The 13048-nt window shown below is 67.5% G+C and carries 12 protein-coding genes; 2 read left to right on the top strand and 10 right to left on the bottom strand.

What is annotated here, in order from left to right:
• Positions 1–101: 101 nt before the first annotated feature.
• The 3 genes from def to E3O54_RS07865 are packed head-to-tail and all read right to left on the bottom strand — an operon-like array spanning position 102 to position 5336.
• Positions 102–593: a peptide deformylase gene (gene def, locus E3O54_RS07855; RefSeq protein WP_134343341.1), complete on the bottom strand. Its 492-nt coding sequence runs from the start codon at positions 591–593 to the stop codon at positions 102–104.
• Between the two features lie 48 nt (positions 594–641).
• Positions 642–1895, bottom strand: coding sequence for a MinD/ParA family protein (locus E3O54_RS07860; RefSeq protein ID WP_241976796.1), 1254 nt, complete (start codon positions 1893–1895; stop codon positions 642–644).
• 36 nt (positions 1896–1931) lie between these two features.
• Positions 1932–5336 (bottom strand): pyruvate carboxylase, encoded by a 3405-nt coding sequence (locus E3O54_RS07865; protein WP_134401329.1) that lies wholly within the window; start codon positions 5334–5336, stop codon positions 1932–1934.
• A 77-nt stretch (positions 5337–5413) separates the two neighbouring features.
• Between E3O54_RS07865 and E3O54_RS07870 the strand changes: the two genes are divergently transcribed.
• Positions 5414–6220: a ParA family protein gene (locus E3O54_RS07870; protein ID WP_104099538.1), complete on the top strand. Its 807-nt coding sequence runs from the start codon at positions 5414–5416 to the stop codon at positions 6218–6220.
• Between the two features lie 100 nt (positions 6221–6320).
• On the opposite strand, the gene E3O54_RS07875 is transcribed toward E3O54_RS07870, so the two are convergent.
• From E3O54_RS07875 to E3O54_RS07895, 5 genes are all read right to left on the bottom strand, one after another.
• Positions 6321–6872: a MerR family transcriptional regulator gene (locus E3O54_RS07875; protein WP_104099539.1), complete on the bottom strand. Its 552-nt coding sequence runs from the start codon at positions 6870–6872 to the stop codon at positions 6321–6323.
• A gap of 115 nt (positions 6873–6987) precedes the next feature.
• On the bottom strand, positions 6988–7686 hold the full coding sequence (locus tag E3O54_RS07880) for a MerR family transcriptional regulator (RefSeq protein WP_104099540.1): 699 nt from the start codon (positions 7684–7686) through the stop codon (positions 6988–6990).
• A complete protein-coding gene (locus E3O54_RS07885) occupies positions 7686–8099 on the bottom strand; it encodes an FHA domain-containing protein (RefSeq protein WP_104099541.1) in 414 nt (137 codons plus the stop codon). The genes E3O54_RS07880 and E3O54_RS07885 overlap by 1 nt, the downstream gene beginning before the upstream one ends.
• 49 nt (positions 8100–8148) lie before the next feature.
• Entirely contained in the window at positions 8149–8802 is a 654-nt protein-coding gene (locus tag E3O54_RS07890) for a CDP-alcohol phosphatidyltransferase family protein (RefSeq protein ID WP_255409007.1), read from the bottom strand.
• Between the two features lie 47 nt (positions 8803–8849).
• The gene (locus tag E3O54_RS07895) at positions 8850–9713 is read right to left on the bottom strand and encodes a Ku protein (protein WP_134401330.1); all 864 of its coding nucleotides are present in this window, start codon (positions 9711–9713) and stop codon (positions 8850–8852) included.
• Between the two features lie 68 nt (positions 9714–9781).
• Between E3O54_RS07895 and E3O54_RS07900 the strand changes: the two genes are divergently transcribed.
• Positions 9782–12280: an ATP-dependent DNA ligase gene (locus tag E3O54_RS07900; RefSeq protein WP_134401331.1), complete on the top strand. Its 2499-nt coding sequence runs from the start codon at positions 9782–9784 to the stop codon at positions 12278–12280.
• Positions 12281–12293: 13 nt separating this feature from the next.
• Here E3O54_RS07900 and E3O54_RS07905 read toward each other — a convergent pair whose 3' ends face one another.
• Positions 12294–12740 carry an NUDIX hydrolase gene (locus E3O54_RS07905; RefSeq protein ID WP_104099545.1) on the bottom strand — a complete coding sequence of 149 codons (447 nt, stop codon included), beginning with the start codon at positions 12738–12740 and terminating at the stop codon, positions 12294–12296.
• A gap of 158 nt (positions 12741–12898) precedes the next feature.
• The coding region (locus E3O54_RS07910; RefSeq protein ID WP_166805220.1) for an integrase core domain-containing protein at positions 12899–13048 on the bottom strand (150 nt) is incomplete at its 5' end.

The raw sequence follows: 13048 nt of genomic DNA on the forward strand, positions 1-13048 counted from the left end.
AACTGCCGTTTCTGCACGTTGGGGGACGTTTCCGGCAAAATCTCCGTCGAATTCGTGGGGGGGCGGAGGCCCTTTAGGGCCTCGGACCCGAACGACTGGGGTCAGAACCAGCTCGACGCGCGGACCTCTTTCATGGCGGCCCGCCGGTTCTCCTTGTCGAGGCGGTCCAGGTAGAGCAAACCGTCGAGGTGGTCGGTCTCGTGCTGCAGGGCCTGGGCCATGATCCCGGACCCGGAGAGTTCGACCGCCGTGCCGTCGACGTCGATGCCGGTCACCCGGGCGAACGGGTACCGTTTCGTGGGATACCAGAGGCCCGGCACCGACAGGCAGCCCTCGTCGACGAGCTCGGGCTCCCCCGAGACCTCCACGAGGACCGGGTTGAGGATGTACCCGATCTCGCCATCGACGTTAAAACTGAATGCGCGCAGATTCACGCCGATCTGGGAGGCCGCGACGCCGGCCCGGCCGGGCAGTCGCACACTGTCGACCAAGTCCTCGATCAGGCTCCGCACCCGGGCGTCGATCGTGCCGATCGGGTCGGAGACGGTTTTGAGGACGGGATCTCCGAAGAGACGGATCTGGCGCTCGGGCAAGGGTGACTCCAAGTCATGGATGCGGGGGTACAGGGGTACCGGATCGGTTTAGACGCCGCGGTCGGCCGGAAGACCCTCCACGACGACGGCCGCGAGGGTGCGGGCCGCGAGCCGGGTGATGGGCTTCAGATCGTCGAAGGAGATGATGCTGCCCGCGGCGAGCTGCGGGTCCCAGGGGATGCGCACGATCTCCCGCACCCGAGAGCGGAAATGCGATTCGATCTCTTCCAGCTTCACCAGATTCGTGCCCTGTGTCGCCGTGTTGAGCGCGACGACCGCGTTGCGAACCAGGTCGCCGTAGCCGTTGGCTTCCAACCAGGTCAACGTTTCGGACGCCAGCCGCGCCTCGTCGATGCTGCCCCCGGAGACGATGACGATCGAATCGGCCCGCTGCAGCGTGGCACGCATGACGGAGTGCACGATTCCGGTGCCGCAGTCCGTAAGCATGATCGAGTAGTACCGCGCCGCCAGGTCGGCGACGACGTTGTAGTCGTTCTCGTCGAAGGCCTCGGAGAGGAGCGGGTCGGTGTCGGATGCGAGGATGTCGAGTCGGGTCGCGTCGCGGGAGACCAGCGACGAGAAATCGGTATAGCCGCCGATGGACGCGGCCTTCGTGACCACGTCGCGCACGGTGGACCGGGTCTGTTTCGTGACCCGCTCGGAGAGGGTGCCCCGGTCGGGGTTCGCGTCGACGGCGATGATGCGGTCTTCGCGGGCATCGGCCAGGGCCATGCCGATCAGTGCGGTGACGGTCGTCTTGCCGACCCCGCCCTTGCGGGTGAGGATCGGCACGAAGCGGGTGCCGCCCTCGAAATCCTTGCGGATGCGCGCGTCGAGTTGTTTGGAGGCGCGCACCGTGGCCGAGTCGCCGAGGTTCACCAAATGCAGGGTCGCCGAGTAGACGAAACTGTTCCAGGCTCCGCGGGGCGGCGGTTTGGTGCGACGGTTGACGGCCAGCAGCCGATCGGGCGTGAGCATGGCGGCGGACTCGGGGGCCGGTCCGCCGGCGGGGCGCAGACTCTCCCGGCGGGTGTGCGGAACGGCGTCGCTCACGGCCGGACCGGAGAGGGCGCGGACCGCCCCCGTGACGGCTGCGGACAACCGATCGGCGCGCGCCACGGCCGGGGTGCTGATCTCGATCGTGTGCGTAGCCGGGCGTTTCAGGTTCTCCGGCAGGGCCGCCGCCAGGTTCACGATCGTGTGCGGCGGTAGTTCGCTATGGTACTCGTCTCCCGGCTCGGCGAGAGGCTCGATGGAGGCGTCCGGACCGGACGCCTCGGCGCCTGTGCGCTTATCTGACAAAAAGATCAGTCCCTTCGTCGATAGATCGCACCAAGCCTAGCGTGGACGCACCACCACCAGCAGATCGCCCGCGTCGACCTGCTGGGTTCGCGGCACGGCCACCCGTTCGATGTTTCCCGCGATGGGCGAGGTGATCGCGGCCTCCATTTTCATGGCCTCGATCGAGGCGACGGCCTGCCCGGCCTCGACGGTGTCGCCCTCCTCGACCTGGAGGGTGACTACCCCGGAGAACGGCGCGGCGATCTGGCCCGGCCGGTTGGCATCCGCTTTTTCGGCGACCTTGATGCTGACCGTGATGTTGCGGTCCCGCACGAACACGGGTCGGAGCTGTCCGTTCAGCGTGGTCATGACGGTGCGCATGCCCTTGTCATCGGCCTCGCCGATGGCCTCAAGCCCGACGTAGAGGCGCACGCCCTTGTCGATCTCGACCGCGTGCTCAATGCCCTGCTGGAGACCGTTGAGGTAGTCCACCGTGTCGAGCACGGACAGGTCACCGAAGAGTTCCCGGATCTGCTCGAATTGGCGCGTGGGCGCCGGGAAGAGCAGCTGGTTCAGCATCATTCGGCAGGTGAGGCCGTCGCTGCCCAAGGCCTCGCGTTCCTCCTGGGTGAGCTCGGTGATTCCGACGCGGACGTTGCGCCCGGCGAGGACCTTGCTGCGGAAGGGCTCGGGCCAGCCGCCGGGCAGGTCGCCCAGCTCCCCCGCCATGAAGCCGATCACGGAGTCGGGCACGTCGTAATTGCCCGGGTTCTCAGCGAAGTCGGCCGGGTCGGCACGCACGGCGGCGAGGTAGAGGGCGAGGTCGCCGACCACCTTGGAGGACGGCGTCACCTTCGGTACCCGGCCGAGGATGTCGTTGGCCGCGGCGTACATGTCCTCGATCAGTTCGAAGTCGTCGGCGAGGCCGAGCGCGACCGCTTGCGTACGCAGGTTGGACAGCTGGCCGCCGGGGATCTCGTGCTTGTAGACGCGGCCGGTGGGCGCGCGTAGACCGGATTCGAAGGGATGGTAGACCCGGCGTACATCTTCCCAGTACGGCTCGAGGTCGCAGACGGCCTGTAAGGATATGCCGGTGTCGCGTTCGGTGTGGACGAGCGCGGCGACGAGGGACGACGCCGACGGCTGGCTGGTGGTGCCGGCCATCGGGGCGCTGGCCACGTCGACCGCGTCGGCGCCGGCGCGGCTGGCCGCGAGCAGCGTGGCGAGCTGGCCGCCCGGAGTATCGTGCGTGTGCACGTGCACCGGGAGGTCGAAGCGCGACCGCAGGGCGGTGACGAGCTTCTCGGCCGCGGCGGGGCGCAGCAGGCCGGCCATGTCCTTGATCGCGAGGATGTGCGCGCCGGACTCCACGATCTGCTCCGCGAGCCGGAGGTAGTAGTCCAGGGTGTAAAGCTTCTCGGCCGGGTCGAGCAAATCGCCCGTGTAGCAGAGCGCGACCTCGGCGATGGAGGAGCCCGTCGCCAGCACGGCGTCGATGGCCGGGCGCATCTGCGAGACGTCGTTGAGGGCGTCGAAGATGCGGAAGATGTCGACGCCTGTTTTGGCGGCCTCGCGCACGAACGCATCGGTCACCTCGGTCGGGTACGGAGTGTAGCCGACCGTGTTGCGGCCGCGAAGCAGCATCTGCACGTTGATGTTCGGCAGGGCCTCTCGCAGCGACGCCAGTCGTTCCCAGGGGTCTTCGCCGAGGAAGCGCAGCGCCACGTCATAGGTGGCGCCGCCCCAGGCCTCGATCGACAGCAACTCCGGGGTCATCCGGGCCACATACGGGGCCACGGCGACGAGGTCGCGGGTGCGCACCCGGGTTGCCAACAGTGATTGGTGGGCGTCGCGGAAAGTGGTGTCCGTCACGGCCAGGGCGGTCTGGGCACGCAGGTCCGCGGCGAAGCCGGCCGGGCCGAGCAGCTGGAGCCGTTGGCGGGAGCCGGCCGGAGCCGGTTCGGACAGATCGAGCTTCGGCAGCTTCTCGGCCGGGTTCAGCAGGGTCAGCGGCACCCCGTTGGGCTTGTTGACGGTCACGTCGGCGAGCCAATTCAAGATCTTCGTGCCGCGGTCCTTGGAGGCGCGGCCGCGCAGCAGCTCCGGGCGCTCATCGATGAAGGAGGTGCTCAGGTTGCCGGACGCGAAGTCCGGGTCGTCGAGCACGGCCTGCAGGAACGAGATGTTCGTGGACACGCCACGGATACGGAACTCGGCCAGGGCGCGCTTGGATCGGGTCACGGCGGACGGGAAGTCCCGGCCCCGGCAGGTGAGCTTGGCGAGCATCGAGTCGAAGTGCGGGCTGATCTGGGCACCGGGGTTGATTGTGCCGCCGTCGAGCCGGATGCCGGCGCCGCCGGGCGAGCGGTAGGTGGTGATCTTGCCCGTGTCCGGGCGGAATCCCATGGTCGGGTCCTCGGTGGTGATGCGGCACTGCAGGGCCGCCCCGCGCAACACGATCTTGTCCTGCGTGAGTTCGAGCTCACGGAGCGTGTGGCCCGCGGCGATGCGGATCTGGGACTGCACGAGGTCGACATCCGTCACCTCTTCGGTCACGGTGTGCTCGACCTGGATGCGCGGATTCATTTCGATGAACACGTGCTGGCCGGCGCGTTCGCCGACCGTGTCGAGCAGGAACTCGACCGTGCCCGCGTTCACGTAGCCGATCGAGCGGGCGAAGGCGACCGCATCGGCGTACAGACGCTGGCGGATCTCGTCAGAGAGGTTCGGCGCCGGAGCGATCTCGATGACTTTCTGATGGCGGCGCTGCACGGAGCAGTCGCGTTCGAACAGGTGCACGGTCTCGCCGGACGCATCGGCCAGGATCTGGACCTCGATGTGACGCGGCCGCAGTACGGCCTGCTCAAGGAACATGGTCGCGTCGCCGAACGCGCTGTTGGCCTCGCGCATGGCTTCCTCAAGGGAGCCGCGGAGATCGCTCAGCTGAGCCACCCGGCGCATGCCGCGGCCGCCGCCGCCGGCGACGGCCTTGGCGAAGATCGGGAACCCGATATCGTCGGCCGCGGCGATCAGCTCGTCGACGTCGCGTGAGGGCGCGCTGGACCCCAGCACCGGAACGCCCGCCGCGATGGCGTGCTCCTTCGCGGTGACCTTGTTGCCGGCCATCTCGAGCACGTGCTCGCCCGGGCCGATGAAGGTGATGCCGGCCTGGCGGGCCGCGAGGGCCAGCTCGGGGTTCTCCGAAAGGAAGCCGTAACCGGGGTAGATGGCGTCGGCTCCGCTCTCCCTGGCCACCCGGATGATCTCGCTCACCGTGAGATAGGCGCGCACCGGGTGTCCCGGTTCGCCGATCTGGTACGCCTCGTCGGCCTTCAGGCGGTGCAGCGAATTGCGGTCCTCGAAAGGGAACACCGCCACGGTTTTGGCACCCAGCTCATAAGCCGCCCGAAAAGCCCGGATCGCGATTTCCCCGCGGTTGGCAACAAGAATTTTCGTAAACATGCAGACCTTTCAAGCGTGACGTCGCGCACAGCTGACGGTTAGGTTCTCCAAGACTAGTGAAGGTAACGTATCTACTTGTGCACGTACTAAGCGTTAGCTCCCTCAAGGGAGGAGTAGGCAAGACCACGGTAACCCTGGGTCTGGCGTCCGCTGCCTTCGCGCGCGGCGTGCGAACCCTGGTGGTGGACATTGATCCGCAGTCGGATGTGTCAACCGGAATGGACATCGAGGTCACCGGCCACCTCAACATCGCCGATGTGCTCGCCTCTCCCAAGGAGAAGATCGTTCGCGCCGCCATCGTTCCCAGCGGCTGGACGCGCGGCCGCCCCGGCACTATCGACGTGATGATCGGCAGCCCGTCGGCCATTAATTTCGACGGGCCGCACCCGAGCATCCGCGACATCTGGAAGCTCGAAGAGGCACTCTCCACGGTCGAAAAGGACTACGATCTGGTTCTGATCGACTGTGCTCCGTCGCTGAACGCCCTTACCCGCACCGCGTGGGCGGCCAGCGACCGCGTTGCCGTGGTCACCGAACCCGGCCTGTTCTCCGTGGCCGCGGCCGACCGGGCGCTGCGCGCGATCGAAGAGATCCGCCGCGGACTCAGCCCTCGTCTGCAGCCGCTCGGTATCATCGTCAACCGTGCCCGCGTGGCGTCTCTCGAGCACCAGTTCCGGATCAAGGAACTCCGCGACATGTTCGGCCCGCTCGTACTCAGCCCGCAACTGCCGGAACGCACCTCGCTTCAGCAGGCGCAGGGCGCAGCGAAGCCGCTGCACACCTGGCCCGGCGACAGCGCCCAGGAAATGGCGCGCTACTTCGATCAGTTGCTCGAACGCGTGCTGCGCACGGCCCGCATCGGCGAGTACGCGGAACAGCACTAGCCAGGGAGCGTCAGCCGGACAACGTTGACCGGATAGGTTGACCGGTTAGTGTCAGCCGCACAGCGTCAGCCGATCGTGTCGACTGCGTGTGAACGCTCCGCTAAGAGACCTTGCGGCTGCCCCGGCGAAGGGACAGCTCGTCCGACGGGTCGATCGGAAGGGTCTCCAGTTCGACCAGGCTCGTTTCGACCTCGCGTAGCACCTTGCCCACGGCGATGCCGAACACGCCCTGACCGCGGCTGACGAGGTCGATGACCTCATCGTCGGAGGTGCACAGGTAGACGCTGGCGCCGTCGCTCATCAAGGTGGTCTGGGCGAGGTCGCTGACCCCCGACTCGCGCAGTTGGTTCACCGCGGTGCGGATCTGCTGCAGGGAGATGCCGGTGTCGAGGAGCCGCTTGACCAGTTTGAGAACCAGGATGTCCCGGAAGCCGTAGAGACGCTGGGAACCCGAGCCGGCAGCACCGCGCACGGTGGGCTGGACCAGGTCGGTGCGGGCCCAGTAGTCGAGCTGACGGTAGCTGATTCCGGCGGCCCGGGCCGCCACGGCGCCACGGTAGCCGAGGTTGTCGTCGAGCTCGGGCATTCCGTCGGTGAAGAGAAGGCCGAGTCCGTAGCGCGAGGCATCGTCACGCTGATTCAGCTCGCTCATACGATGGCCTCTCGGAGGTGGGTCTGCGATACGGATGATCGCTGCATCCACGCTACCGAGGCGGACCGTCCTGATCAACGACATCCGGTCGAGTAAATTGGCGTGTCGGGCTCGACTACTTGGTCAGGCGCCCCAGGGCAGAACGGATCAGACTGCCGCGGATCACTTCGAGCTGGCCGGCGATCTCGACCGCCATTTCGGCGGCCTTAGCCCGGCTCGATGCGTCTTTACGGCGGGAGAGCGGCACGAGGGCACTCTCGATCAGGCCGAGCTCGCGTTCGGCCGCGCCACGGAATCCGCGCAGGTGGCGGGGCTCGATTCCGCTGCGCTGCAGTTCGACCAGGGCCCGCAGCACGCTGAGCGCGTCGTCGCCGTAGAAGTCGGCCGGCAGGATGATCGATGCGGAAACGGCGTCGTGCAGCAGCATCGCGGAGGCCCCTGCTTCGCGCAGCAGTTCGTCGCGGTCCAGCCGGCGGGCGATCGACAGCATCGACGGTCCCGGCGTCACCCCGCCGGGCAGGGTCGGCGAGAGGCCCGCGTCAAGGTCGGCCAGGTAGCCCCGGATGACCTTGAGGGGGAGGTAGTGATCGCGCTGCATGGAGAGGACCAGGCGCAGCCGGTCCAGGTCACCGGCGCAGAATTTGCGGTAGCCAGACTCCGTGCGCGCCGGCGCGACCAGTCTCTGTTCCTCCAGAAACCGAAGTTTGGACGGGGTCAGTTCCGGAAATTCCGGCGTGAGCCGGGCAAGCACCTGTCCGATGCTGAGCAGTGACGTCGCGCCCGGCGCTCTGGCCTGGGCTGCGGACGCGGGCACTACTCGCTCGCCTGAAGCTTGAGGTCGTGCCGCGAGGCGTAGAACGTCAGCCGGAACTTACCGACCTGGACTTCGGCGCCGTCGTGCAACAGCGCGGTGTCGATGCGGACCCCGTCGAAATACGTGCCGTTGAGGGACACCAGGTCTTTCACCTCGAACTTGGATTCGTGGCGCAGGAACTCCGCGTGCCGACGAGATACCGTGACGTCGTCGAGGAAGATGTCCGCATTGGGGTGACGGCCCACAGTGGTCACGTCCGCATCCAACAGGAAACGAGCGCCGGCGTTCGGGCCGCGCCGGACAACGAGCAGCGCCGAGCCGGAGGGCAGAGCCGCGATGGCTTCCTGTTCTTCGGCCGTGACGTCACCGTCGAGTGATGCCAGCTGGGCCGCGAATTCCTGCCCGAACGTCATCGTCGTGTCGGTATTGGAATAGTTATCGGGCGCGGCCTTGCGCTGGGGTTCATTCGTCTTTTTGGAATCGTTCACCGTACACCTCCTGGTCCTCCAGCGTATCGGATGGAACGGGCTGAATTGCCCGCGGAATGCGAATCACCCGGACGGTCTCGACGGCGTAGATTATGCCTGCCCACCAGTAAAGAAACGCTCCCCAGATGCCAAAGGCCCAGCCCACCGGGAGCGACCACCAGGACACCGTGGGGAAGGCCTCTCCCAGCATGATCATCGGCAGGGCGTAGAAGAGGCAGAAGGTCGCGACCTTGCCGAGCTGGTGAACGGGCAGAGGCCCGAATCCGTAATTCGCGAGGATGACGCCGAGTCCGAGCAGGAACACGTCCCGTCCCACGATGACCAGGACGATCCACCAGGGCATCAGGTCGCGCCAGGCCAGTCCGAGGAGGGCGGCGAAGATGTACAGCCGGTCGGCGGCCGGGTCGAGCAGCTGGCCGAGCCGCGTAATCTGGCCGAACCTTCGGGCCAGGTAGCCGTCGAGGAAATCGGTGAGGCTGGCGACCATCAGCACCAGGAGCGCCCAGGCATCCTCTCCCCGCACCAACACGACCAGAAAGACCGGCACCAGCGCAAGGCGCAGCATGCTGAGCAGATTGGGCAGGGTGATCACCTTTGAGCTGACGCCGGTTCCCTCTGCCCCTGTCACAATCATCGAGTCTACCGACGCGGCGGCCGAACCGGAATGCGGCCTCGTCAGTTTCCCGACACCCGTTTATGCACCTTGTCGGCGCGTTTCTCGGATTTATCCGACGCGCCCGGCTTCGCCTGGCCGCGGCTGCGCTCCACGCTGCGGCGGAGGGCCTCCATCAGGTCGAGCACCTCTCCCCCGCCTTCCTCGCCTTCCCGGGGTTCGCGGCCGAAGGTGAGCTCGGTGTCGAGGGCTTCGCCCGCGGCGAGCTTCGCCTCGAGCAGTTCGCGGAGCTGGTCCTGGTAGTCGTCCCGGAAATCCTGCGGCGAGAACTCGGCGGCGAAGGAGTCAACCAGTGCGGCCGAAAGCTCGAGCTCCTGGGCGGAGATGCGCACCGACTCCTGGAGCATCGGGAATTCAACGGCCCGCACCTCGTCGCCCCACAGCAGCGACTGCAGCAGCAGCACGTCCCCGCGCACCCGGAGGGCACCGAGTCGGGTCTTCTGCCGCAGCGCGAACCGCACGATCGCGGTGCGGTCGGTGGCGTCGAGCGCACGCCGCAGTAGAACGTAGGCCTTGGGTGAGCCGGAGGGTTCGAGAAAATAGCTGCGCTCGAACATGATCGGGTCGAGCTGGTCGCTCGGCACGAACTCGACGACCTCGATCTCGCGGCTTCTCCCGGCCGGCAGCGTGCGCAGATCCTCGTCGGTGATGACAACCGTCTTGTCGCCGCTGTCCCAGGCCTTGTCGATGTGCGCATAGTCGACGACCCGTCCGCAGCGCTCGCACCGGCGCTGGTAACGGATGCGCCCGCCATCGGCGTCGTGCACCTGGTGCAGGGCGACGTCGTGGTCTTCGGTGGCGCTGTAGACCTTGACGGGCACATTGACCAGCCCGAAGGTGATCGCGCCCTTCCAGATCGATCTCATCACTTCAGTACACACCCGGTGCGCCGAGAGGGCTAGGCACGCTGTGGCCGCGAGAGCATGCTGGAGGTATGAACGAGCGGCCGCCCTCCCCTGACTCCCGCCAGGTCGTCACCGTCGGCGGACACCGGATCACACTCACGCATCTCGACAAGGTGCTCTACTCGGAGTCGGGGACCACGAAGGCCGACGTTCTCGGCTACTACGCGTTCATCGCCGACGTGATGATCCCGCACACCGCGAACCGCCCGGCGACCCGGAAAAGGTGGGTACACGGTGTGGGCACCCGGGACGCACCCGGACACGTGTTCTTCCAGAAGAACCTGGACCAGGCGACGCCGAGCTGGGTGAAACGCCGGCCGATCCAGCATTCGAACCACGTGAGCGAGTACCCGCTGGTCAACGACCTCGCGACGCTGACCTGGCTCGCCCAGATCTCGGCGCTGGAGATCCACGTTCCACAGTGGCAGTTCGGCCGGGGTGGACGCCCGCGCAACCCGGACCGACTGGTGATCGACCTGGACCCCGGCGACGGGGTCACCCTCGACGAGTGCGCGGAGGTCGCCCGTCTGGCCCGGGCCATCCTGCGAGACATGGGCCTGGACCCGCTGCCGGTCACCAGCGGGTCGAAGGGCATCCACCTCTACGCACCGCTGGACCTCACGCACACCTCGGACCAGGTCTCCCAGGTCGCACACGAGCTGGCCCGCGCGCTCGAAGCCGACCATCCGGACCTCATCGTCAGCGATATGAAGAAGGCTCATCGACCGGGGCGGGTGTTCGTGGACTGGAGCCAGAACAGCGCCCACAAGACGACCATCACCCCGTATTCGTTGCGCGGAACGCTGCATCCGATGGTGGCCATGCCGCGCACCTGGCGGGAACTGGCCTCCCCCGGGCTCGCACAGATCGACTACAAGCAGGCGATGCACCGGGTGCAGCGTAGCGGGGACCCGCTGGCCGCGCTGCTCGAGGCACATTCCGGCCGGGGCACCACGGATGCCGGTGGTGCCGGTGACGAGACCGGTAAAGGCGCCGGGGCGGGAGCCGGTGCGCTGGCCGTCTACCTCGGCAAACGAGACGCTTCCCGCACCTCGGAGCCGATGCCGACCGGTGCGCCGGACGCATCCGCGGGTCGGTCATTCGTCATTCAAGAGCACCACGCCCGCAACCTGCACTACGACTTTCGGCTCGAGCACGACGGGGTGCTGACGTCGTGGGTGTTGCCGCGCGGGGTGCCGACCGATCCGGCGAAGAATCGGCTCGCCGTGCGCACCGAGGACCATCCGCTCGAATACGCCACGTTCGAGGGTGATATCCCGGCCGGCGAATACGGGGCCGGCACCATGAGCATCTGGGACCACGGCAGCTACGAGCTGGAGAAGTGGCGGGGTGACGAGGTGATCGCCGTACTGCAGGGCGAACCGGGCGGCAGGCTCGGTGGCACGCGGCGCTTTGCCCTGATCCGCACGAAGGGCACGGACGTGGCCGACCGGAACTGGCTGATCCACCTGATGAAGACACGGCCGGCCAGGCGGGCCGGGGACGTGGGCACCGGGGCGGGCGCGACGGCCAAAACGGGCGGCCGGTCCGCACGCCGCACACAATACGGGCCCATGCTTGCCACGCCCGGTTCCATAGCCGACCTGTCCGAAGACGACGAGTGGACCTACGAAATGAAGTGGGACGGCATCCGCGCGCTCGCCTATCTCGGAGCCGCCGGCCTAGGCCCGGACGTGCGCTTGTTCACCCGGAACGGCAGCGACATCACGCACGCGTATCCCGAGCTGGTGCGCGCGTTGCCGGGAGCGGTTTCGGCCGACTTTGCGGTGCTCGACGGGGAGATCGTCGCGATGGACGCGGGCGGGCGGCCGAACTTCGGGCTGCTGCAGACGCGGCTGGGCCTGACCGGTCGCCGACAGATCGAAGCGGCCGAGGCATCCACCCCGGTGCGGTTTCTGGCTTTCGACGTGCTCGAACGTGACGGGGAGCCGCTGCTCGACCTGACGTACACGGCCCGGCGCCGCGTGCTCGAGGAGATTGTCACCGGGTCCGGTGCGGTGCAGGTGCCGCCGGTCTTCACGGGCGACTCCACCCAGGCCGTGGCGACCAGCAGCGAGCTCGGCTTCGAGGGGATCGTCGCCAAGACCCGGGACGGGCGCTACGAGGCCGGTCGGCGGTCCCGATCGTGGATCAAGATCAAGCACCATCGCACCCAGGAGGCGGTGATCGGCGGGTGGCGACCGGGCAACGGGCGCCGAGCCGACACCGTGGGCTCCCTCCTCCTGGGGATTCCGAACGGAGACACGCTGACCTATATCGGCCGGGTCGGCACCGGGTTCCGGGACGCAGACCTCGAGGACCTGCGGGCGCGACTGGATGCCATCGCTGCGGTGGACAACCCCTTCACCGGCATCCCGCCCGCCGGCGCCCGCGATGCGCGGTGGGTGCGCCCGGTGCTGGTGGGCGAGGTGGAATTCTCCGAATGGACCGGCACGGGGCGAGCGCGCCACCCGGTCTGGCGCGGTTGGCGGCCGGACAAGTCACCGGGCGAGGTGGTGCGGGTTTAATGGCGGTGCGGGTTCAGAGGCGGGCGAGTAGGGCCGGCCAGCTGGTGGCGAAGCCCGGATGCAGCGGCAGCGCGTCGACCTCGTGGCGCGGTACCCAGCGCAACGCGATGCTCTCCTGGTCGCTGATCACGGGTTCGAAGCGCTTCGTGGCGCGCACCACGACCGTCGTGTACGACCAGAAACCGAGGTCGAGCACGGAGCTGAACTGCACGGAGACCAGCTCCGGGGGCACGCCGGCCTCTTCGCGGGCCTCCCGCAGAGCCGCTTCGAGCGCACTCTCGTGTTCGTGGCGCGCCCCGCCGGGCAGCCCCCAGGTGTCACCCTGGTGGCTCCAAAGCGCGCGGTGCTGCAGCAGCACCCCCAGCTCCTCGTGGTGCACGAGCAGGCCGGCCGCCCCGAAAAGACCCCAAAACTTGCGGCCGTCGGGCCCGTACACCCACCCGTCACCGTTTGTGCTCATGGCTCAAGCATGCGCCACGGTCCCGTGAATACGCACCGTGTTGAGTTGCATTCGACTCGCGGCGCAGGCTTTGGATGGTGGCGCACGGTAGGACGTGTGCCGGCTTTCGAAGGGTGCGCCACGACGAGCGAGCCGCGCCGGGTGGGTACCTGGGCGGGCTAGCTGTTGTTCCCACTGACGTTGTGAGCACGGTTGATGGGTGATTTGCCGCCGATGCCGGTATGGGGTCTGTGGTGATTGTAGCTATGGATCCAGTCTTGGTAGGTGGCTGCTCGGGCGGCGTCTGAGTTGTAGTGGTGGGCGTAAGC

This window comes from Cryobacterium sp. TMT2-4 (assembly GCF_004402575.1).
Taxonomy (GTDB): domain Bacteria; phylum Actinomycetota; class Actinomycetes; order Actinomycetales; family Microbacteriaceae; genus Cryobacterium; species Cryobacterium sandaracinum.

What these genes read in the sequence shown, in the direction of transcription:
- E3O54_RS07905 (WP_104099545.1), bottom strand. Translation starts at nt 12,740, where the DNA reads ATGAGCACAAACGGTGACGGGTGGGTGTACGGGCCCGACGGCCGCAAG.
- E3O54_RS07885 (WP_104099541.1), bottom strand. Translation starts at nt 8,099, where the DNA reads ATGACGTTCGGGCAGGAATTCGCGGCCCAGCTGGCATCACTCGACGGT.
- E3O54_RS07895 (WP_134401330.1), bottom strand. Translation starts at nt 9,713, where the DNA reads ATGAGATCGATCTGGAAGGGCGCGATCACCTTCGGGCTGGTCAATGTG.
- E3O54_RS07865 (WP_134401329.1), bottom strand. Translation starts at nt 5,336, where the DNA reads ATGTTTACGAAAATTCTTGTTGCCAACCGCGGGGAAATCGCGATCCGG.
- E3O54_RS07875 (WP_104099539.1), bottom strand. Translation starts at nt 6,872, where the DNA reads ATGAGCGAGCTGAATCAGCGTGACGATGCCTCGCGCTACGGACTCGGC.
- E3O54_RS07900 (WP_134401331.1), top strand. Translation starts at nt 9,782, where the DNA reads ATGAACGAGCGGCCGCCCTCCCCTGACTCCCGCCAGGTCGTCACCGTC.